This is a genomic window from Shinella sp. BE166 (assembly GCF_051201095.1).
In the GTDB taxonomy this organism is placed as follows: domain Bacteria; phylum Pseudomonadota; class Alphaproteobacteria; order Rhizobiales; family Rhizobiaceae; genus Shinella; species Shinella lacus.
The window spans coordinates 66,529-86,909 of sequence record NZ_JBPEHL010000007.1; the positions used below are offsets into that span (position 1 = coordinate 66,529).

A 20,381-nucleotide genomic window follows, 5' to 3' on the forward strand; every position below is an offset into this window, starting at 1 on the left:
CTCGACCAGGCGCATCAATCCGGAGACTACCCTTTCATGTCCGATACCCGTCACGAAGCGGAAGCGAAGCAGAATGCAACGTCGAAGCCGCCGCTCGATCCGCATCTGAAGGCACTGGAAAACGAAGCGATCCACATCTTCCGCGAAGTCGCCGCCGAGTTCGAGCGTCCGGTGATGCTCTATTCGATCGGCAAGGATTCCTCCGTTCTCCTGCATCTTGCGCGCAAGGCCTTCTATCCCGGCCGCGTGCCCTTCCCGCTCCTGCACGTCAACACGGGCTGGAAGTTTGCGGAAATGATCGCGTTTCGCGACAAGGTCGTCGCCGATTACGATCTCGACCTGATCGAGCACATCAATCCGCGCGGTGCGGCGGAGAACGTCACGCCCTTCACGCATGGTTCGGCGCTCTACACCGACATCATGAAGACCGAGGCGCTGCGCCACGCGCTCGACGCCGGCAAGTTCGATGCGGCCTTCGGCGGCGCGCGCCGTGACGAGGAAGCCTCGCGCGCCAAGGAGCGCATCTACTCCTTCCGCACGCCGGACCACCGCTGGGACCCGCGCAACCAGCGCCCGGAACTGTGGAACATCTACAACGGCATGATCCGCAACGGCGAAAGCGTGCGCGCCTTCCCGCTCTCCAACTGGACCGAGGTCGATATCTGGCGCTACATCCAGGCGGAAGAGATCCCGATCGTGCCGCTCTATTTCGCGGAAAAGCGCCCCTTCGTCGAACGCGACGGCATGATGATCCTCGCCGAGGACCCGCGCCTCGAACTGCTGCCCGGCGAAGTCAAGCAGGAAGGCGTCATCCGCTTCCGCACGCTCGGCTGCTTCCCGCTGACGGGCGCCATCCGCTCGCAGGCCACCACGCTCGACGACATCATCGCCGAGCTGGAGACCGCCACGGTCTCCGAACGCCAGGGCCGCGCGATCGACCGCGACCAGTCCGGCTCCATGGAAAAGAAGAAACGTGAAGGGTACTTCTGAGATGACCGCATCCGCCACCGCAACCGCCGAGGTTTTCACCGTGGACGAATCGGTTCTCGAAACGGCCAGCGATCAAGCGCGCGCGATCCGCGATTCCCGCCCGCTTCGCCTCATCACCTGCGGCTCGGTCGATGACGGCAAGTCGACGCTGATCGGCCGCCTGCTCTGGGACACCAAGGCCGTCAAGGAAGACCAGGCCGCAACGCTGCACCGCGACAGCGGCAAGCAGAACGATCTCGGCCTGCCCGATTTCGCGCTGCTGCTCGACGGTCTCCAGGCTGAGCGCGAACAGGGCATCACCATCGACGTCGCCTATCGCTATTTCGCGACGGACCGCCGCTCGTTCATCGTCGCCGATACGCCCGGCCACGAACAATATACCCGCAACATGGCGACCGGCGCCTCGACGGCCGACCTTGCCGTGCTGCTGATCGATGCGCGTGCCGGCATTCTCGAACAGACCCGCCGCCACGCCACGATCGCGTCGCTGATGGGCATTCGCCAGTTCGTGCTCGCCGTCAACAAGATCGACCTGACGAGCTACGACCGCGCCGGCTTCGAGCAGATCGTGCACGACTTCAAGGAGTTCGCGCTGACGCTGGGCGTCAAGCAGATCACCGCCATCCCGATGTCGGCGCTGAAGGGCGAGAACGTCGTCTATGACGGCGGCGCCAACATGCCCTGGTACGAAGGCCCGACGCTGGTCGAGACGCTGGAAAAGGCCACCACCCGCTCCAACCAGACGGTCGGCTTCCGCCTGCCGGTGCAGCGTGTCTCCCGCCCCGGCGAAAGTTTCCGCGGCTATCAGGGCACGGTTGCCGGCGGTTCGGTGAAGCCGGGTGATTCCGTCGTCATCCTGCCGTCCGGCATGGTGGCGAACGTCACCAAGATCGTCACCTTCGACCTCGTGCGCAACGCCGCCGTCGCCGGTGATGCGATCACGCTGGTGCTCGACCGCCAGGTGGACGTGTCGCGCGGCGACATGATCGTCGCCATAGACAGCCAGCCGATGACCGGCCGCGGCTTCGACGCGCAGCTCGTCGCGCTCCAGCCGGAAGGCATCGAGCCCGGCAAGCGCTACTGGCTGAAGAGCGGCTCGCGCCGCCAGCGCGTCAGCATCGAGCCGGTGAGCCAGCTCGACCTCAAGACCTCGAAGTGGCATTCGGCCGAAAAGCTCGGCATGAACGGCATCGGCAAGGTGCATCTTGTGTTCGACGAGCAGGCGATCTTCGACACCTACGAGCAGAACCGCACGACCGGCGCCTTCATCCTGATCGACCCGGACACCAACAACACGGTGGCTGGCGGCATGATTACCGGCCGCCGCTCGGAAATCGGCGGCATCCACAAGGACGACCAGCGCGTGCTGCTGTCGCTGCCCGCCGACCTCGCCGAAAAGATCATGGCCACCGAACTCTTCGCCAACCGCCGCCAGGACGTGGACGTGCGCCACACCAGTGCCGGCAGGGCCGCGGAAATTCTGGCCGATCTGGACGAATAATCCTGGCGTCGCCATAGGATCTGCAAGCGGCGCTCCACGAGCGCCGCTTTCGTTTGGGCGATACCGTTTTTACCCAAACCGGCTTGCAGCACGCTCCATTTCTGCAATGTTGCACGCCATGACGTCCCGCCTCAAAATCGATTATCCGACACTTACCACCGACCGCCTGCGGCTCCGCGCGCCGCGCATAGAGGATGGAGACGCCTTCCACGCCATCCTGTCCGTTCCCGACGTATCGCGCTTCTCCAACCTGCCCGATGCGCCGACGCGCAAGCAGACGGAACGAACGCTGAAGTGGATGTGCGAGGTCTTCGCGAAGGGCAAGGGCTGCGCCTGGATGATCGAGGAACGCGCGTCCGGCAGCCTCGTCGGCGCGGTCCGCTTCAACCGGATCGAGCACGACGCGCGCTGCGCGCAGATCGGCTACGAGCTTGATCCGGCGTTCTGGGGCAAGGGATATATGCGGGAGGCCGTGGAGGCGGTCGTCACCTGCGGCTTCGCACAATTCGCTCTCAACCGCATCGAAGCCTGGACCCTGCCGGGCAATCCGGCCTCGGACCGGGTGCTGGAAAAAGCGGGCTTCCAATATGAAGGCACCCTTCGCCAGAAAGCCTGGTTCAAGGGTGCCTTTCATGATTTCAGAATGTTTTCGCGATTGGCCGGCGATGGGCCAAATGCCTAGCGTTTTCCGCTCAGAAGAAGAAGTACCAGAGCAGGAGAACGACGAAGAGCGGCACACCCATCAACCAGAGGATCAAAGCCCGAGCCATTGTGGTTTCCTTTCCAACATTGCGTTGATCGGGAAATGCCCGGGCGGCAAAATTGTTCCATCAGCGAATGGTAATGCGAGACCTCAGCGCTCGCGGAACGCCTTGGCGAAATAATCGGCGAGCGGCTTTACCAGATATTCGAGCGGCGAGCGTTCGGTGGTCTGGATGAAGGTTTCGACCGGCATGCCAGGCATGACGTGCTTGTCGCCGAGCTTCAGCATTTCGCCGACATCCGGCTTGATCTCGGCCTTGTAATAGGTCGCGCCCGTGCGCTGGTCGGCGAGCACGTCAGCTGCGACCTTCGTCACATGGCCGAAGATTTCCGGCGTCGAGCGGTGGTCGAAGGCGGCGAAGCGGATATGCGCCATCTGGCCGACATGGACCTGGTCGATCTGCGTAGGCGAAATCTGCGTGGAGATGACGAGATCATGCTCCTGCGGGATGATGTAGAGCAGCGGATCGGCCGGGCGGATAACGGAGCGCAGTGCATGCACCTGCATGCCGAGCACGATGCCCGACATCGGCGCGGTGATGTCCATGCGGCTCAGCGTCTCCAGCTTGGCATTGCGGTTTTCCCGGAGTTCGGCGACCTTCGCCTCGATCTCGCGCAGCGTCGTCGTCGCCTCCTCGCGCACCGTCGAGTGGATGTTGAGGATGGCGATCTCGATTTCGGCGACGCGGCCGGTGTTTTCCGCGATGTTGGCGCGGGCCTGGCTGATCGTGCCGAGGATTTCCGCCTCCTCGCGCTGAAGGGCGAGCACGCGGCTCGCATTCGTCAGCGACTGGGCGAGCAGCTTGTTCTGGGCGTCCAGTTCCTTGCCGATCAGGCCCTGCTGGGTTTGCAGCGCCTTGATGCGGCTTTCCAGGCCCTCGTTCTGCTTGCCGATCTGCGCCTTCTTTTCCTGAAGCTGGCCGGCCTGCTTGCCGCGTGTCTCGGCGCGCGCTTCCATCAGCCGCTTCTGGCCGGCAACGATTTCGGCGACGTCGGGATCGCTCGCCGCAACCTTCAGGAGTTCCGGGTCGAAGGTGATCTCGGTCTTCTCGTCCTGCTCCGCCTGAAGCCGCGCGGCGGTGCCGAGCAGGCTGAAGAGCTGGCCCTCGATGACAGCAAGCTCGGAGCGGTCGAATGTATCGTCGAGGCGCATCATCACGTCGCCCGCCTTGACCGTGTCGCCTTCCTTGACGCGGATCTCGCCAACGACGCCGCCCGTCAGGTGTTGCACGATCTGGCGGTTGCTGGCGACCTCGATGATGCCGCTGGCGACGACGGCGCCGTTGATGCGCGTCAGCGCCGCCCAGGCGCCCATGCCGCCGAGCAGCACGAAGACCGTCGCATAGCCCGCAATCGCATAGCCGCTGCTGGCCCACTTGCGGTCCCTGGGTGCCGTTTCCTTTTTCATTGGCCGATACCCCTTATTTGTTGCTGCCGCCGGTGCCGGCGACGACCTGCGTGTGGTTGCGCAGATGCGCGCGCAGCACGTCGTCGCGCGGGCCGAAGGCAAGGCGCTGGCCGTTTTCCATGATCAGGATCAGTTCGCATTCCTCGATCGCCGCCGGGCGATGCGCCATGATGACGATGGACTTGCCGTCTGCCTTCATGTTGCGGATGGCGAGGTTGAGCGCCATCGAGCCCTCGGCATCGAGGTTGGAGTTCGGCTCGTCTAGCACCAGCAGCACCGGATCGCCGTAGAGCGCGCGGGCGAGGCCGACACGCTGCTTCTGGCCGCCGGAAAGCCGGCCGCCCATGGCCGGCAGCTTCGTGTCATAGCCATCCGGCAGGCGCAGGATCATGTCATGCGCGCCGGCCTTTTTCGCCGCCTCCACCACCATCGTGGGATCGGGATCGAGCGCCATGCGGGCGATGTTTTCCGCCACCGTGCCCTCGAACAGCACGACATCCTGCGGCAGGTAGCCGACATGGTCGGCTAGGCCGTCCGTGCCGTATTGTTCGAGCGAGGCGCCATCGAGGCGCACCTTGCCGGCGGCGGGCGGCCAGATGCCGGTGAGCACGCGCGCCAGCGTCGACTTGCCGGACGCGCTCTGGCCGATGACGCCAAGCGCCTGGCCGGGCCTGAGTTCGAAATTCAGCATGCGCAGCGTCGCGACCTGCTCGCCGGGCGGCACGACCGTCACCTGCTCCACCTCCAGCAGCGCGCGGGGCTTGGGCAGCGCGGTGCGGGCCGTCTCCTCCGGCACGCGGCCGAGCAGCTCGGAAAGCTGCTTCCAGCCCTGCATGGCGCGCTGGATGAGCGACCATTGGCCGATGGCGCCTTCAATGGGCGCCAATGCGCGGCCGATGATGATGGAGCTCGCGATCATCGCGCCCGCGGTGATCTCGTTCTTCAGAACCAGATAGGCGCCAAGCGCCAGGATCGCCGATTGCAGGAAGACGCGGAAGGTCTTCGAGGAGATCGAGTAAAAGCCGTTGCTGTCGGAATAGTGGATGTTGGCCTCGAGCGCCCTGTCACGCAAGAGCTGCCAGCGGCCGGCGACGGCGCGGCGCATGCCGAGCGCGCGCACGGTGTCGCTTTCCTTCTGCAAGGTCTGGGTCATCTCGTCGCTGAGCCGGCCGGCGATCATCGCCTTTTCCTGATCGTCCTTCGTGCCGTTCTGGTTGAGCCAGGTGAGCGCCACGAGGATGAGGCCGCCGGCAACGCCGAGCATGCCCATCCACGGATGGAAGGTGAAGATGATGAAGAGGAAGAACGGCGTCCACGGAATGTCGAAGACGGTGAAGAGCGCGGGCGAGGACAGCACCTTCTGGATCGCGTCGAGATCGCGCATGCCGGTGACGGTGGAGACGCCCTGCGCGTGCAGGTTGGTGCGGTCGAGCACGGCGTTGAAGACGCGCTTGTCGAAGCGGGCCTGGAAGCGGGCGCCGATGCGCGCCGCGACGCGGCTGCGGATATGGTCCAGCACGCCCATGACCATATAGAGGCCGATGATCAGCCCCGTCAGCGCCACCAGCGTCGCCTCCGAACGGGAGGACAGCACCCGGTCGTAGATCTGCAGCATGAACAGCGGGCCGGTGAGCACGAGCAGGTTCACGAAGAAGCTGAAGAAGCCGATGGCGAGGAAGCCCGCGGCGCTCGATTTCAGCACGGCTCTGAGTTCTTCCACACCGGCTTTGCCCGATGGACGCATCACATTGTCTCTTTAAAGATCGACGCCGGAGGTTCGGCCGGTCTCCGGCCGTTGTCCGAGCGGCGAAGGGCCACTCGACCGCCCTGCCGCGCGCGGCCGGATGCGGGGGTGCTCGCAAAACGCGAGCCACCTCAATGGAAGACGGTATAGGGCGCGATTTATTCGTAAATCAACAGAATTCCGACGAACCGCCTGAAAACAAGAGTTCAACTGTCATCTTTATCGTGCCGGCCAACCCGTTTTGTCCCGCCATCCGTCTTGATTTCGAGCTTGCCGATGATGAAAAGCACGACGAAGCAGGCAACCGTTGCGAAGACGGCAATGAACCAATAGCCGAGGCCCACGCACAGCCCAACAGAGCCGGCGAGCCACATCCCTGCCCCGGTCGTCAGGCCTTTTACCTCGCCCCGCGAGAAGACGATCATGCCGGCGGCGAGGAAGGCGACACCAGCGGTGACCGCCTCGATGACGCGCAGGGGATCGATCTGCACCTGCTCGTCGGCAAAGCCGACCATATGCACGCTCTCGATGGAGAGAATGGCGAAGACGCAGGCAGAAAGCGCGACCAGAATATGGGTGCGCAGCCCCGCCGGATGCTCCCGGTACTCCCGCTCCGCGCCGATCACCCCGCTCAGCACGATGGCACCCACCATGCGGGCCAGGATGACCGGATAGGGCAATCGCGTCGGCGGAAAGAAGTCGGCGAGGATCTGTTCCATGGCTCGCCAAACGCAACAGCCCCATTTCGGTTCCGCCGACGCTGAGCCGACAAAGAAAAATTTCCCGGCCAGCCGGGGTTTTGCCCAAGCTCTCGAATTTTTTTGACATTTTGCGCTTGTCGAAACGAAAAGCCTGATCTATAGGAAGCGCCGCTGGTCACGGAGTGTAGCGCAGTCTGGTAGCGCACCACGTTCGGGACGTGGGGGTCGAGTGTTCGAATCACTCCACTCCGACCAGCGGAAAAGCCTCAATTTTCCGGGCTTTGACACTTTCCCGAAAAGCCTCGTAAAAATCACGGCAATGAATACGGCAATGAATGGCTACTTCATTCGCCCTGCCCTCCCTGTTGTAAATGCTTCACCGACACCGGCCTGATGATCCGGATGGTGATGGCCATAGGTTTTCTCCAGCGTCTCCAGGGTCATGCCCAGATAACCGGATGCCTCCCATTTGTCGGTAGCTGCCTGCATGAGCCATGTGGCTGCGGTGTGCCGCAAGGTGTGGCGGACGACGCCCTCGGCGCCCTCACCTAACACATCATCGACCAAGTTGCGGAAGGCCCGTTTGGGGTCCGCGGGCTTGCCGTTGTACTCGACGACATACCTTGCCCCCTTCGCATGCCACCGCCTCATATGGGCAAGCAGACGAGCAGGAAGGCGAATCGGCGGTGCTCGCTTATTCGAAGCTACCATCTCGCCCTCCCACGCCCTGTAGAAGACGCCGGCCTCCAGATCGATGTAAGGCCGGCCAGCTTCCTTCACGAACGACGCCTGCCAGATGCGCGCCGATCGGCTGCCGGTGTAAACTGCCGCAAGAGCGAATCGGGCGATGTGCACGGTTGGCTTCCGCTTATTGTCGACGCCACGAAACTTTCCGCGTTTGCGATAGGCGGCCCAGATCAGTCTCGCGAGTGTCGACCGATCGAGGTGCTTCACCCTCCCCTTGGCCTTCGGCGGAAGGGTGACCGTCACAGACTGGCGGGTGACGTTGTCGGCAATGGCCTGGCGGCACGCAGCGCGAAGATCCTCAAGCTCACGGCGGGAGCCGTTCTGATTTCCTCGTCGCCTCACATATTCGGCGCAGGTGCCGCTTGTGATGTCGTCCAGCGTTTTGTCGCCCCAGAACGCCATAAGGTTCTCAGCGCGCGCAGCTAGCTCTCTGGGTCGGGTCGCCGTGTCCTTCTTCAGTGACAGGTAGTGGGCAAGCACCTCGGCGATAGCTACATCAGCAGCCGCCCGATGCCTCTTCGGCGCCTGCGCGAGGAACTGCTTACCGATGTGCTCGGCTAACGCCCTCTCAGCTCCTGCATGATCATGCTGACCGCAGCCTGTGCGGAACTGCTTGCCCCCGTCGAGAATGACCCAGACGGCGTCCCGGTCCTTGTCGGCCGGTCGGAGCCACAGTCTTGCTGGTTTGCGGGCACGCGACATTTTTCCTTCATCTCCTCTATCAAGCGCAGCGTCGTGAAATCCTTGCCGGCGATCCTCATAAGCACGAGTCGGCCGTGGGCGGCCTCCTTTCGGAGACCGCTCACCGTCATTCCACCGTGCGGGAACGCGACCGAGAGGATGTCGGCCAGCCTGAGAGGGGCGTCAGGCTGGATGTTGTCGTTAACCGGGATCGGGAGCATCAGGCGTTCTCGTTAATTACGAGAACCAAGCCCTCTTGGAGTCTGTTCAGGGCCTCCACCATAGTGGAGGCTTCTGCGGATGACATGACGATGTCACCGCCATTCGCCAAAACTATCCTGTCCAGCAGCCATGCCTCGGTATGCTGAGACCAAGCGCCGATCATTCCGAGCGCGGTGATTGAATCGTCGTCCATTGCCAGCTCCTCAGTGCATCATGCCGGAGGTCGCCGCGGTAGCCGAACGCATCATCTGCGCAACAACCTGCCCTTGGCGGATAGCCCTCTGCTGCTCTGCACGCTTCTCCTCGGCTTTGGCCCGCCGCTTCTCTTGCGCGGCTTCAGCCTTCTGGCGCTTGTGGCGCTCGTGGAGCCGGTGCAGTTCGAGGACGGCCTTATCGTTAAAGACCTCCTGAAGCGCCGCCACGCCGCTCCGCTCAGCCCATGACGGCGGCTCGACCTCGCTGTCTTCCGTCCAGCCGCTGTCATCGGCATACTGGTAGTGCTCGTTTTCGCGGAAGACGTCAGGCCCGTGGTAGAAGTCGCGATTTTCCTTTAGGACGTGCGGCATTTGCTGGACCCAGATGCCGACGCAGATCACGGCGAGTTCGCCCATGTCTGGCACCATCGTAACGATATGGGCGGAAAGCCGGCGGGCGGCGTCGCGCTCGTCTGCCGACCGCTTTTCACTCCAGTTGCGATTCGGGTCACTGTCCATTGCGGTCAGGCCGAGAATCAGTGCGGTTGCGAGTTCGGTATTCGATAAGGTCAATGTTCTCTCCTTCATGATAAATGGCCGACGGAAGACCGACGACGCTAGGTTCATCCGGTTCAGGCGTCAGCCCGCGGTTGCGCTTGGCTTGCAATTTCCGTGGTCAAAGTTCGGCTGATGCGCCGGAGTCCGTCGATGAGAAACGCGAGTTCTCGGTTGGTGAACTCCAGCTCGACCGTCTCGCCTCCGACAGGATTGAAGTCGTAGTATCCGTCCCGTTTCTGAGAGACGAGATCTGCAGCGCGGGAAAGCCAGTAGCTCGACTTGATCAGATATTCCTGGTCGCTGACGCCGGAATGCTTGTCTAAGATCACGATTGGTTCAACCATTGCGAAGGGTGTTTCGGCGTTCATCATGCTGATTGTGGTCATGTTCTCTCCTCTTGCTGGTGACGCGCCCGCCGCCCTATTCCCATGCGTATCGACATATTTAGTATCGATTAAATCGAAAGTCAAGCTATCGATTCTAAAAATATCGATAGCACTACTATCGAAACATTGACGCGCGTTCGTGAGGTCGGTATACGGAGCGGACACACCCCACCGGAGATTAAGGTTTGGCGAAACCAGGTGAACTAGCGGAACTGATTGCCCGGCTCTTTAGGCTGGAGGAGGCAACCGTTCGTCAGCAGGCTCGTGAACTTCGCGACCACGGGCTAATGAGCAAAGAGAAAGCTGGACGCGGAGCGGGTTCAATGTCCGCACGAGATGCGGCGCACCTTCTGATAGCGGCAGCGATGACCACCTCGGTTAAGAGGAGCGTCGAATGCGTCTATCACTACCAATCCTGCCGCATAACCAATTGGCGCAATAGCGGAACGAAATGGAATGTAGCGTTCCTACCATCGGCGGAGTTGAGTGGCCTCGCAGACGATCACAGCTTTGTTGACCTGGTTGAAGCAGTAATAGTTTCGTTCGCCACGGGCCAATGGTCCACGAAATACGATTCATTTGAAAAGTCGCGACGCAATGTCGGGAAACTAGTCATGAATTTTGGTCTTAGCGGGCCTGTTGTTTCAGCATCATCAACCATAATTAGAGTAGACGATTTTGATAAAAGAATTCCAGGGAAAAGGCCGGACGGGGATTCGCACCAATACGGAGACCCCGCACAAGGAAGGATCGACTATAGTTTCTCGGCTAATTTCAGCCACGAAACGTTGATCGAGGTAGCCTGCCTGCTTCGCACTTAGCATCTACTCGATTGGCCGATCGGGTCAGGTCCGCTTCACCCCCGGCATGCCGACGACATTACCCTGATCTCTCCGCGCGGCTTCCGCAGCCTCCTCTTCCTGGATCTCGCGCTCGGCCTGAAGCCAGTGGCCCAGTGTCCGGCCATCGAGTGAACCTTCCCGCTGCCACAGTTCGAAAGCCCTCGCCTTGATCCGCCTGTCGCGCTCGTCCTGCATTTCGTGATCTCCTAATGTTGGATGAGATGAATGTGCGGGAGATCGCGTTGTTCCTTAGTACACGGGAACATCGTCGACCTGCTTCCGTTGCAGCTTGACCAACAGGAGGACGTGCAATGGCAATCGAGAACGCACCGACGGATAAAGGCAAGGAAGGCGCAAGAGGCCTTCACAAGGCCACACGAGCCGAGGAGCGCAAGGTTGAAGCCGAGAAGGGTTCAGACCTCGCCAAGGGCGCTGATCGCTTCGAGGAACGCTCTAAGAGCTCAGACGGCAAGAGTGCCGGCGAAAAGCAGAAGTGAACCGGCAGTTCTGAAATGACAAGCCACCCGGCAGGTGAATGCCGGGTGGCGTATCTATCAAAAGTTGGTTTCGGGGCAGGTTGCACCAAAACTCAGCAGCAGGGGGCGCGCCGAAGGCCGCAGTGCGCCTTACCAGGTCTGGCGGCCGTACCAATCATCGACGTCTTTCGTGGCTTGATCTTTCGCGTAACCGTAGCGCTCCTGGATCTTGCCTTCAAGTTGATCGCGCTTGCCGTCAATGACGTCCAGATCGTCGTCAGTGAGCTTGCCCCACTGCTCCTTGATCTTGCCCTTGACCTGCTTCCAGTTACCTTCAACACGGTTCCAGTCCATCGTGGTCTCCTTCATTCGGACGTTGATGGAAAAAGAATGCGTGACGAGCGATTTTGATCCAGCAACACTGAACCCTTTGATGCGGGTGCGCGTGGCAGATAATATCGCTTCGAGACCACTACAGGACATCTCCATTGACCTACGACGACCTCATATCCGGCGGCACCGCAGCAGTGGCAGACCTAATTGGCAAGCAGGAAGCCCTCTCCTTAGAGTTCAAGTCGAACAATCTGCGGGAACCGATATTTGACGCGGGCGAGCTTACGAATCCAGGGAAAAAGATACTGGCAAAAGCGTGCTCAGCGTTCGCAAACTCCGCCGGCGGCGTTCTCGTGTTCGGGGTGGTGGCCGTTAACAGAGACGGAGTTGACCAAGCTACAGGGCTCACCCCGATCGAGAACATTCGGCGGGCTGAGACCTCAGTTCGCGACGCTGCCGCCGATCTTCTCCAGCCCCGGCATGATGGCATTCGGGTAGCATCGATATATTCGTCGCCGGACGCTGATGACGGTTTCCTCGTGGTCGACGTACCACGGTCGGATCGTCGTCCGCATCGCTCGGAGGCCAGAGGGCAAAAAGAGTACTTCAAGCGGATCGGCAGTCGCTCGTACCCAATGGAGCATTACGACATCGAGGACGCGTTTAGGCGAACATCGTCACCCTCACTGCTGCTGCGGGTTTCAACTGTCCAGCAGTTTTCCGTAGGCTCCGAAGCCGTTTTCACGATGATCCTTGGCCTGGAAAATGATAGTCAAGTTTCGGCGAAGTCGATTAGCTTGCAGATATGGGACCGTAAGGGGCACGTCTTCAATCCCGAGACAATTCAACCCGTCCCAGATTTGACCTCGACCCACTACCAAGGACGACAGCATCTAGCGGCCGGGTTGGGGTATGTAATACATCCAGGTGAAGCTCGGGCTTTCTACAAGTTTGAGTTTCGCGCGAAGAGAGATTTAAGCGCCGAGCCTTCGATCGGGATGGAACGTTTCACGAACGGGTCGATAGGGTTCTCCTACGCGATCGCCGCAGAGAATATGCGAAGCGTCGAACAGCGCTATGCGATGTTGAGAGACGATTTCGCCCCGGTATTCCGCTACTTCAAGATGGACTAAACAAAACCGCCCGCCTGGTGAGGGCGAGCGGCTTTAAAATGCCGCGCTCGGTGGGCGGCGGCCTCCCTGGTAAGGAAAAGGCCGCGCGCAGCCCCCCTACGGCGCGTCAGCGGCAAACTCAGAATTCGTCTCGGATCCAGCTGGCATAGGTCAGCCAGTCGATCACCCCGCGTCCGTCATTGCACTGCTTGCAGGCCAGAGCGAGGTTGTCGATGTTGTTGCGGCCGCCGTCAGCGCGGCGGCGCAGATGTTCGATGGTGGCGGCGTCATGCCGGTTGGGCTGCGGCGCGTAGCTAAGCCGCAAGAACTTGCGGCAGTAGCAGCATCTCCCCCCTTGGAGGACGAACAGCAGGGCGGCGACTGCGCGTTTTTGTGGACCTCGCAGGGAGCGGCTCAAGGAACTCACCGAGGAAGGTACGGATGGGCCGACCGGCGGTATCGCCGGTCAGTGCTACTTCATAGATTTCAAGGCCGTTGGCAGATCTTAATCTTCCGATGACGATTGCAAACCGGTCGCGGCACCGGACGAGTTGGCCGACCACAAAGCGGAACGTGGCCGTGAACGTGCGTCTTAATCTGGGGGTCTTCGACATTGCTGGCTGTCTCCTCGTGTTGCCTTGGAAGCGATTACACTTTATGGGTAATCCAATGCACGCTAGGAGTCAACACCTCCGGCGTATAATTTTGCACTTTAGGGGTATTTCGTGATTACAGGGGCGCAGATCCGGGGAGCGCGGGGGCTTCTTAAACTCGATCAGCGTGATTTGGCGGGGCTAGCAGACGTCTCTGTCGAGACCGTAAAGCGTCTCGAAAAGATCAATGGACCACTTCTCACGGCCACGGGGACGACGCTACACGCGATTCAGTCCGCCCTCGAGTCGAAGGGGATAGAATTCATTGAGGGTGGTGTGCGCCAAAGGAACTTCGAATGAAACGCGCAGCAAAGTAGGTCTCCCCAAATCTGGGGAGACCCGTCAAAGAAGTTTACTTCTGGCCTGCCATACACTTCACAAGTGCTGCGCCAGCCTTGGTTGATCCGCGCGCGGTCAACAGAAACGGCCGATCGCTCATGCCGTCCTTGATGGCAATCTGCTTCTGAGCAGCGGCGAACGCCTCGACAAAGCTTTGCGAGTTCTCCTTCGTCAGCATCGTCTCAGCCGCGGCAACGTTGTCCCCGACGGCGCCGACCCTGCCCTCCTGGCCCAGCACCTTCTTGCCGTCGATGGCGAACTCCATCATGGGCTTGAACTCGCTCAGACCGGCCTCCATCGCGAAACCTGGCACGGCGCGGATCATCAGGCCAGGCTGCGCCGTGTCGCAGATGATGACGACGCCCGATCGTACCGAATTCGAATAATCGACAGTGGTCCTGTTCCCACCAGAGAACGGATCGTCTTCGCTCTCCGCGCTCCAGTTGTCGAAGCCGGCAAACGCCGGTCCGGAGATCGTCAGCAGAGCAGCACAAATACCAATAAGAAGTCGCATCCCATACTCCCAAGCCCTTGCAACTTTGGGTAATATTGCCTGAAGAGCCGGACAATGCAACGGGGAAGGTTGCGCTCGCCCTTACTAGACCGGCGCCCTTCTCGTGGCGCGAGATTGGCAGAGGTAACTATCTGTAAACCACCCAACCACATCATCCTCCAATCAACGGAGAGCGATCAATGAAGCGAGATGACAACGTAACGCTGAAAGATATCGAAGAAGGCATGCAGATATTTGCGCGGCTCGAGGACCGTTATGGAGATTGCATGCTTCCGCACCTCGAGCGGCTCGAACGGGAGCACGAAGCTCGCAGGCAGAAGCGCAATGCTTCTTCCCAAGTGAAGCGGATCGCGGCGCTGATAGCGTCGGGCGATACTGTGCCTCCGGCCAAGCCCTCGACAACCGCACGTGGCGGTGCGACGATGGCACCTTGAGGGAGGGAGTGATGACGAACGAGGAAATCAAGTTAGCCCTGCAGCGCGTGTTGAGAAATGAGCTCGGTGGTTGCCAGAACGCAATCAAAAAAGAAGACTTCAAGCGAGCGAAGAGGGATTTAGACACGGCCACGATGAAAATCGACCGCATCATTCGACAGCTGTAGACTGGTCAAACCGGCTACCCCTTCACCGCAACACCCGGACCCGATTGCCGCCGGCGTACTCAAGGCGCTTTTCATATGCGAGCATGTCGAGCGCGCTGACAATCTGCTGCTGCGTGTAGCCGGCCGAGATGAGAGTTGGGCCGACCAGGTAAAGATCGACGGGGTTCTCAGCCGTGCATTCGACCGCGGTCAGTTCGGCGAGCACGGCGTCCCTGCAGGGCTTCTCAGGTGTCGGCATTGTTCATCCCTTAGAGCGCGGTGAGATAGCGTCGCGGCGACACGGAACAAGTCCGGTGTTGCGAGGTTGTGGCATTGCGGTCGGCCCCTCAAGGCCCCCCCCAAGCCGGCAGCCACAGGGGCTGCGTCATGTTGATGGCGCAGCCCTTTTGCAATAATGATGGACCGCGGCCCACCATCCGCAACAGGCGTCCGCCTGCACCACATAGAGGAGACCAGACAACGCGGTCGGCATCCGTGCCGGCGGCAATGGTGTCCTCGTGGTAGTGTCCGATGAACGATCCCCTCAGCAAACTCCCGCTCTTCGCTACTGACCGCGAGATCGCCATTGCCGTCGTGGGCAAGGAGCGCGCCTCAATGTATGTGAAGGCAGCAATTCCAATGCTGGAGCGGCACGGCTTCCCTCGCATCGATGTTCTTCATGGAGGACGGCCGGTACCACTGGTGAGGAAATGGTACAATCTGCACATGGGCGTAGACCGCGCCTACGTGCTTCAGTCGCTCGAGCCTCCGAAAGAAAACCCAGACGCCTGGCGCTCCGCACGAGAAAAGCGCAACGAGCGCAAGCCGCAACTGGGGCTGAACACCCGCTGCCTCGGCGCGCTCCGGTACATGGTCGAGCATCCCGACGTTGGGACGAGCGCAGAGATACCGGGCGCCACCGACTTCACGCTGCAGGAATTGGCCGCGAAGGGTGCCGTCAAAGAAGGCCGCAAGGACGCGCAGGGCGATCGAACTTGGACCGTGACGGGCGTCGGTCGGGAAGAGATGGCGCGCGTCAACGACTGGCATGGTGGGAAGCGGCGGCTGTAGCTACGTGTTCTGAGGATAAGCAGATGACCGACGCAGAACACATCGAACAACTAGAGGCCAAGATCCAACAGGCCTACCAGGTCATTGGCGTGCTGCTAGCCGGGCCGGACGGTGAGTGCGAGGACTTCTCGTCACCTGGCGGCCAGCGGACGCTCGACTACTTCGGGCATGAGGATTACGACGACGATTTCTTGCCGTATGTGCATCCGCGGTTGGGAAGCCGGTGAATGACCACCGCACCGCGCCTCATCGGTCGCAAGGAGGCCGCCGCCTACCTTGGAATAGCGGAGTCAACGTTCTCTATGTGGGTCGCTTCGGGCAAAATGCCGGAGCCTATTCTCGGCACCAGGAAGTGGGACAAGAAAGCGATCGACGCGCGACTTGATGAGATAAGTGGATTAGCGCCCATTGCCCCGGCCGCACCCGCGGCAAATACCCGTGGCACATTTGAACACTGGGATGCTCAACACAAAAAGCGCGACAAACACCGCCCCATCCATCGCCTGGACGCCCGTGAAGAACGAATTCTCCGGTTTATGATAGCCCACCCGGACAGCACCACAGTTGATCTTATCCCACAAGCCGGTGAAAAGACTATGGAGGCGCTGGCCGAGGTCGGCGTTGTTCGTGCCGGCGGAAGGAACCATCGCGGGCAACGAGAATGGTTCGTTGCCGACGAAGGGGTGGCGGAAATCCAACGCACGGATACCTGGAAGAATTGGAAGTTTGATTGACGAACGAGAACAATGCAAGAACGAAATTCTGCAATTGATCTGTGGATTAGGCGGTCCTGCATAAGGCAAGAGACCTTAGCATGTCATAATGCATGCGTAGTTCGGAGGAAGCGGGTGCGTTGACACCGCAGCATGTCCCGCTCCCCCGACTACTGGCGCTATGCCCGCGGGAGATGAGAGCGCTGGAACGCTCTCATCTTTCCCACGCGTATATTGTGCGACATCGTTGCCTGTAAGGCAAAAGGGAATGTGGATTTTCCAAATCTTTGTTGAAGTTTGAGAGCCTTGTCGAAACCTTGGGCAAAGACTCCGCGAACTTGACTCCTCCGCCAATGAGAACAAAATAGGAACATAGTCCGCCCAGCGGACGTAGTTCCTAGAGGTTCCCATGTCCAGCAAAGCCGCTCCGCAGCACGAAGTAGACGCCGTGATCGAGGCCTACGGCGGCGATGCACGCGTCGCGGTGCGCGAATTGCTGGCCGACGCGGACTTCCTGCGCGATCAACTCTACACAGCCTCTGCGCTCGTTTCTAAGGGCTATGCCCGCGGTTGGAAGCCTCGTTACGAACGCCCCTGATGCGTCACCGACGCGGCATAGATATCACGGCCGGCACTCCGATTGATCCGGCGGCGCGCACCGGCCTGAACGTGTATGTGAACAGCCGCCAGCACTCAGTCGCCTTTCAGGATATCCCCGAGTGGTACGAGCTCGGCGCCCGGTGTTTCCGGTGCAAGCACGCTGGCTATCTCGATCGCTGGGAACTGGCGCGTCGCTTCGGCAAGAAGTGCATGATCATCACGCTGGAGCCTAAACTGCGGTGCACCCGGTGTGACAACCGGGAAGCGAATGACTTCGTGTTGGTGAAGATGGGGCGGGATTGACTGGGGTCGGCTCAACTCCCCCGGCTTCACCTCGCAGCGGAACTTACGTCAACTTGATTCGTTTCGTCTCCGTTCTTGAAACGGAGCTCATCATGAGAAATCTGATATTCGCCGCTAGTGTCGCCGCGATCGTCGCATTGCCTGCTTATGCTCAGCAGCAGCCTGACAAGTCCTCTCCGCAGACCGGGAAGAAACCATCGGAAATTCTGTCACTCATCGAGGCCAGGCCAGACTTTGCCCGTCTGGACGAGATGTCGTGGAGTGATCGCGGGTATTACGAGATCCAGTACCGCACAAACGACAAGGCCCGCGTCGAAATCAACATCGATGCTGGCGGCAAGCCAGTGGACCAAGAGTAGGCCGGACGTAAGCAAACGCGTGCAGCCGTCCGCTGTCCCGAGTTGGGCGGCTCGACAAAGCCGCTCAGCGATGCAAATCTCTAAGGCGTCGTCGTCTAGAGAGCCCCAGCGTAGACCAGATCACGGAAAAAGCGCTAGCTACCGGCATCACGACCGCTGACAGCAACAAGGCGTTCAAAAAGCGTGAGCATCGCCGAGAACGATCTGCTGTGCGAGATGCCCTGGCCACCATCTCCGAGCCGCCACATCCCAAGGGGTTCGGCGATCCTTGGGATGGCGACAAGGATGGGAAGCGGTGCGTGACGGGCGATCAGGAGTCCGTACTGCGGAAGTAAGCAGTTGACCATTGGCCGCCCATACACCTACCCTTCTACCGCGGCCGACCGCCCGCACACCACCACTAAGAGGAGATCTGATAGCGCAGTCGGCATCCGTGCCGGTGGCAATTCTTTCGCTGATGGGAAGGCCGAGACGATGGCATCAGACGCTCGAAGGACCAGCGGCCTTTATTTTTGACATCCTTCTCTCGGCCGACCAACTACCTCAAAATGCTAGCTGCATGACCGGCTTCCTGACTCGCTTGCCGTTGTTTTTGTGGGAATGGTGTCGAATACATCGCGATGGAACGATCGAAGCAGCCTAGTTTGGCATGCTTTTCTACGTCGTTGAGCAACGGTTGGCGGGGACGAAGTCATGGGAATGGGCGCTCTTCGACTTGTACTGGCTGTATCGGTGGTGTGCACACACGGCGGCGGCTTACTCGGTTACGACATGGCAACCGGTCGCGGCGCCGTTCAGGGCTTTTTCATGCTTTCAGGATTTCTCATGCAAATGGTTTTAGCCGAGAAATACAATCCACGAAGCGACATTTTCCTATTTTACTCAAATCGCGCGATCCGCATCTACCCCACATATTTCCTAGCATTAATATTTTCTGCAATGATATCTGCGCTTCTTTCCCGGTATTCTAGCGGGTTTTTTTATGAAGTTTACGCCGCAATGCAGGTTCTCACCCCCTTTGATTGGGCAAAAGTCGTGCTATCCCATATCTTCATAATTGGCCAAGACATTTTTGTATTTCAGCAGCTTGATACATCATCACTGAATTACACCACAGTCGGTGTCGGTAACGCTGCGGAGAAGTTACTTTTGCTCCCGCCGGCATGGTCAATATCGCTTGAGTTAACCTTTTACCTGCTTGCCCCGTTTCTCGCGCGACTTTCTACATCTTGGCTTCTATTCATTGTGGCCACGGCATTCTCGCTACGCTGTATCGGGTGGTGGAACGGACTGGCTCATGACCCCTGGACCAATCGCTTCTTTCCGTTCGAGATAGCGCTGTTTGTCGGGGGAATGGTTTCCTATCGCTGCCGAAACTTTATACTCGGCGTTCTCGGGTCACGCGGACAGAGACACGTTTTTTGGATTGCTTTGGTAGGCGCCTTATCAGTGCATCCCGGAGTCATTGCTGCGACGAGGCTCCACGTGCATGTGGAGCTGATGTATCTAGCCTTCTATGGCTTTGTCTTTTGTGTGCTACCCGCCCTTTTTGAACGTTCAAAAAGCTCGACCCTTGACAGTTTTCTCGGTTCGTTCTCGTTCCCAGTCTACCTTCTACATTGGCCGATACTCTTAGCCTACAACGCTTTTGTCGGGACGCACCAAGACATTTATCAAGGCACGTTGCGTACGATAGCCTGTGTGATCATCACGTTCTCCATATCCTATGCCATTGTGATCTTGGTCGAGCTACCCCTCGAGCGACTACGTTCGCGAAGGAAGTCGGGCAACGTGAATGCGGCGCGCCTGCCCTCACGCTCTGGTCCCCCGCCACTAATGCCGTCATGAATGCCGTTCGCACCACGCCTAAAACCTCATTAGCGAATGCGTGTCCTCGTGACGAGCGGACGGTGCAGGTCGAGGCGGGCCCCATTCATGCCAGGGCCACTGGCTGATGGGCAGCAAAGGGGATGGTATTGAGCAGCTTTCCGATTATCGCGACGATACTTTTCGGTAGTGCTGGGCCTATCCGTAACCGCCTTTTGCTTGGCCTCGTCACGGTCTTCCGCATCTGGAAAACGGCTCCACTGGACTGCGTTTGCCATAACGGGGAATAATCGGCTCAAATCTGCGTCGTTAACATTACTAAAGACTAGACGCATCTGGACGCGTTATGTCCATCGACTTCCCACGCGCGAAGTGTAACACCACCATCGTCGAACTCACATTTAATCTAGGGGCCAAACATGAATTTGAATAGCGCACGCTTGGGTTTTGTTGCTCTCGCCTTCGGTGCTGCGGTAAGTGGTGTGATTACCACTTCCGCCTATGCCGCGGAGTTCTCTTTCACAGCAACAAACACCACCAATACCGGGATTACTGAAATATTGGTTTCCGAGAACAAAAAGGATTGGGGCTACTTTGACATTGGTAGTGGTATCAAGTCAGGCGCAACAGCAAATCTTGTGTGGGACCAAAGCACAAACAGCGAAAACTGTGCGCAATGGGTCAAGGCAAGCTATGCTGACGGGTCCGAGTCGGAACCGGCCAAGTTCGATTTCTGCGAAGACGGCCTGGAAATCAACTTTTAAT

28 protein-coding genes and 1 tRNA gene are annotated in these 20,381 nt (G+C 59.7%); 17 read left to right on the plus strand and 12 right to left on the minus strand.

What is annotated here, in order from left to right:
- Nucleotides 1-36: 36 nt before the first annotated feature.
- The 3 genes from cysD (at nt 37) to J2Y63_RS18370 (ending at nt 3,173) form a co-directional block, all read left to right on the plus strand.
- Entirely contained in the window at nt 37-990 is a 954-nt protein-coding gene (gene cysD / locus J2Y63_RS18360; RefSeq protein WP_435267266.1) for a sulfate adenylyltransferase subunit CysD, read from the plus strand.
- Nucleotide 991: 1 nt separating this feature from the next.
- A complete protein-coding gene (cysN, locus tag J2Y63_RS18365) occupies nt 992-2,491 on the plus strand; it encodes a sulfate adenylyltransferase subunit CysN (RefSeq protein ID WP_435267267.1) in 1,500 nt (499 codons plus the stop codon).
- 118 nt (nt 2,492-2,609) lie between these two features.
- Entirely contained in the window at nt 2,610-3,173 is a 564-nt protein-coding gene (locus tag J2Y63_RS18370) for a GNAT family N-acetyltransferase (protein WP_435267268.1), read from the plus strand.
- Between the two features lie 171 nt (nt 3,174-3,344).
- Here the strand turns inward: J2Y63_RS18370 and J2Y63_RS18375 are convergent, their stop codons facing one another.
- From J2Y63_RS18375 to J2Y63_RS18385, 3 genes are all read right to left on the minus strand, one after another.
- Nucleotides 3,345-4,661, minus strand: a complete 1,317-nt coding sequence (locus tag J2Y63_RS18375; protein ID WP_256118671.1) for an HlyD family type I secretion periplasmic adaptor subunit — start codon at nt 4,659-4,661, stop codon at nt 3,345-3,347.
- A 13-nt stretch (nt 4,662-4,674) separates the two neighbouring features.
- Nucleotides 4,675-6,405 (minus strand): type I secretion system permease/ATPase, encoded by a 1,731-nt coding sequence (locus J2Y63_RS18380; protein WP_435267269.1) that lies wholly within the window; start codon nt 6,403-6,405, stop codon nt 4,675-4,677.
- A gap of 206 nt (nt 6,406-6,611) precedes the next feature.
- Nucleotides 6,612-7,124, minus strand: a complete 513-nt coding sequence (locus tag J2Y63_RS18385; RefSeq protein WP_435267270.1) for an MgtC/SapB family protein — start codon at nt 7,122-7,124, stop codon at nt 6,612-6,614.
- 160 nt (nt 7,125-7,284) lie between these two features.
- Here J2Y63_RS18385 and J2Y63_RS18390 point away from each other — a divergent pair.
- A tRNA-Pro gene (locus J2Y63_RS18390) sits at nt 7,285-7,361 on the plus strand.
- An 84-nt stretch (nt 7,362-7,445) separates the two neighbouring features.
- Here J2Y63_RS18390 and J2Y63_RS18395 read toward each other — a convergent pair.
- The 4 genes from J2Y63_RS18395 to J2Y63_RS18410 all read right to left on the minus strand — a co-directional run bounded on the left by J2Y63_RS18395 (nt 7,446) and on the right by J2Y63_RS18410 (nt 9,894).
- Nucleotides 7,446-8,555, minus strand: coding sequence for an integrase (locus J2Y63_RS18395; RefSeq protein ID WP_435267271.1), 1,110 nt, complete (start codon nt 8,553-8,555; stop codon nt 7,446-7,448).
- A gap of 199 nt (nt 8,556-8,754) precedes the next feature.
- On the minus strand, nt 8,755-8,949 hold the full coding sequence (locus J2Y63_RS18400) for a hypothetical protein (protein WP_242221223.1): 195 nt from the start codon (nt 8,947-8,949) through the stop codon (nt 8,755-8,757).
- Between the two features lie 10 nt (nt 8,950-8,959).
- On the minus strand, nt 8,960-9,523 hold the full coding sequence (locus J2Y63_RS18405; protein ID WP_435267272.1) for a hypothetical protein: 564 nt from the start codon (nt 9,521-9,523) through the stop codon (nt 8,960-8,962).
- 59 nt (nt 9,524-9,582) lie between these two features.
- Nucleotides 9,583-9,894 carry a hypothetical protein gene (locus J2Y63_RS18410; protein WP_435267273.1) on the minus strand — a complete coding sequence of 104 codons (312 nt, stop codon included), beginning with the start codon at nt 9,892-9,894 and terminating at the stop codon, nt 9,583-9,585.
- Between the two features lie 185 nt (nt 9,895-10,079).
- On the opposite strand from J2Y63_RS18410, the gene J2Y63_RS18415 reads away from it, so the two are divergent.
- Complete coding sequence (locus J2Y63_RS18415) at nt 10,080-10,715, plus strand: hypothetical protein (RefSeq protein WP_435267274.1); 636 nt, start codon at nt 10,080-10,082, stop codon at nt 10,713-10,715.
- Nucleotides 10,716-10,739: 24 nt separating this feature from the next.
- Here the strand turns inward: J2Y63_RS18415 and J2Y63_RS18420 are convergent, their stop codons facing one another.
- Entirely contained in the window at nt 10,740-10,931 is a 192-nt protein-coding gene (locus tag J2Y63_RS18420) for a DUF2934 domain-containing protein (protein WP_435267275.1), read from the minus strand.
- 116 nt (nt 10,932-11,047) lie between these two features.
- On the opposite strand from J2Y63_RS18420, the gene J2Y63_RS18425 reads away from it, so the two are divergent.
- Nucleotides 11,048-11,233: a hypothetical protein gene (locus J2Y63_RS18425; protein ID WP_435267276.1), complete on the plus strand. Its 186-nt coding sequence runs from the start codon at nt 11,048-11,050 to the stop codon at nt 11,231-11,233.
- A gap of 129 nt (nt 11,234-11,362) precedes the next feature.
- On the opposite strand, the gene J2Y63_RS18430 is transcribed toward J2Y63_RS18425, so the two are convergent.
- The gene (locus tag J2Y63_RS18430; RefSeq protein ID WP_256116072.1) at nt 11,363-11,566 is read right to left on the minus strand and encodes a CsbD family protein; all 204 of its coding nucleotides are present in this window, start codon (nt 11,564-11,566) and stop codon (nt 11,363-11,365) included.
- Nucleotides 11,567-11,700: 134 nt separating this feature from the next.
- Here J2Y63_RS18430 and J2Y63_RS18435 point away from each other — a divergent pair, with 134 nt between their 5' ends.
- Nucleotides 11,701-12,678 carry an AlbA family DNA-binding domain-containing protein gene (locus J2Y63_RS18435; protein ID WP_435267277.1) on the plus strand — a complete coding sequence of 326 codons (978 nt, stop codon included), beginning with the start codon at nt 11,701-11,703 and terminating at the stop codon, nt 12,676-12,678.
- A gap of 118 nt (nt 12,679-12,796) precedes the next feature.
- Here the strand turns inward: J2Y63_RS18435 and J2Y63_RS18440 are convergent, their stop codons facing one another.
- Both J2Y63_RS18440 and J2Y63_RS18445 read right to left on the minus strand, forming a co-directional pair.
- The gene (locus J2Y63_RS18440; RefSeq protein WP_435267278.1) at nt 12,797-13,075 is read right to left on the minus strand and encodes an HNH endonuclease; all 279 of its coding nucleotides are present in this window, start codon (nt 13,073-13,075) and stop codon (nt 12,797-12,799) included.
- Nucleotides 13,076-13,662: 587 nt separating this feature from the next.
- Nucleotides 13,663-14,163, minus strand: a complete 501-nt coding sequence (locus J2Y63_RS18445) for a hypothetical protein (protein ID WP_435267279.1) — start codon at nt 14,161-14,163, stop codon at nt 13,663-13,665.
- A 179-nt stretch (nt 14,164-14,342) separates the two neighbouring features.
- On the opposite strand from J2Y63_RS18445, the gene J2Y63_RS18450 reads away from it, so the two are divergent.
- Complete coding sequence (locus J2Y63_RS18450; protein ID WP_435267280.1) at nt 14,343-14,597, plus strand: hypothetical protein; 255 nt, start codon at nt 14,343-14,345, stop codon at nt 14,595-14,597.
- Nucleotides 14,598-14,608: 11 nt separating this feature from the next.
- Nucleotides 14,609-14,764, plus strand: coding sequence for a hypothetical protein (locus J2Y63_RS18455; RefSeq protein WP_435267281.1), 156 nt, complete (start codon nt 14,609-14,611; stop codon nt 14,762-14,764).
- Between the two features lie 22 nt (nt 14,765-14,786).
- On the opposite strand, the gene J2Y63_RS18460 is transcribed toward J2Y63_RS18455, so the two are convergent.
- A complete protein-coding gene (locus tag J2Y63_RS18460) occupies nt 14,787-15,002 on the minus strand; it encodes a hypothetical protein (RefSeq protein ID WP_435267282.1) in 216 nt (71 codons plus the stop codon).
- Nucleotides 15,003-15,274: 272 nt separating this feature from the next.
- On the opposite strand from J2Y63_RS18460, the gene J2Y63_RS18465 reads away from it, so the two are divergent.
- From J2Y63_RS18465 to J2Y63_RS18500, 8 genes are all read left to right on the plus strand, one after another.
- On the plus strand, nt 15,275-15,814 hold the full coding sequence (locus J2Y63_RS18465) for a hypothetical protein (RefSeq protein ID WP_435267283.1): 540 nt from the start codon (nt 15,275-15,277) through the stop codon (nt 15,812-15,814).
- A gap of 23 nt (nt 15,815-15,837) precedes the next feature.
- A complete protein-coding gene (locus tag J2Y63_RS18470; RefSeq protein WP_435267284.1) occupies nt 15,838-16,041 on the plus strand; it encodes a hypothetical protein in 204 nt (67 codons plus the stop codon).
- Nucleotides 16,042-16,548 carry a helix-turn-helix transcriptional regulator gene (locus J2Y63_RS18475; RefSeq protein WP_435267285.1) on the plus strand — a complete coding sequence of 169 codons (507 nt, stop codon included), beginning with the start codon at nt 16,042-16,044 and terminating at the stop codon, nt 16,546-16,548.
- A 388-nt stretch (nt 16,549-16,936) separates the two neighbouring features.
- Nucleotides 16,937-17,125: a hypothetical protein gene (locus J2Y63_RS18480; protein ID WP_435267286.1), complete on the plus strand. Its 189-nt coding sequence runs from the start codon at nt 16,937-16,939 to the stop codon at nt 17,123-17,125.
- On the plus strand, nt 17,125-17,430 hold the full coding sequence (locus J2Y63_RS18485) for a hypothetical protein (RefSeq protein WP_435267287.1): 306 nt from the start codon (nt 17,125-17,127) through the stop codon (nt 17,428-17,430). The genes J2Y63_RS18480 and J2Y63_RS18485 overlap by 1 nt, the downstream gene beginning before the upstream one ends.
- Nucleotides 17,431-17,522: 92 nt before the next feature.
- On the plus strand, nt 17,523-17,789 hold the full coding sequence (locus tag J2Y63_RS18490; RefSeq protein WP_435267288.1) for a PepSY domain-containing protein: 267 nt from the start codon (nt 17,523-17,525) through the stop codon (nt 17,787-17,789).
- 693 nt (nt 17,790-18,482) lie between these two features.
- Complete coding sequence (locus J2Y63_RS18495; RefSeq protein ID WP_435267289.1) at nt 18,483-19,637, plus strand: acyltransferase family protein; 1,155 nt, start codon at nt 18,483-18,485, stop codon at nt 19,635-19,637.
- Nucleotides 19,638-20,035: 398 nt separating this feature from the next.
- Nucleotides 20,036-20,380, plus strand: a complete 345-nt coding sequence (locus J2Y63_RS18500) for a hypothetical protein (protein WP_435267290.1) — start codon at nt 20,036-20,038, stop codon at nt 20,378-20,380.
- The last annotated feature ends 1 nt before the right edge of the window (nt 20,381 follow it).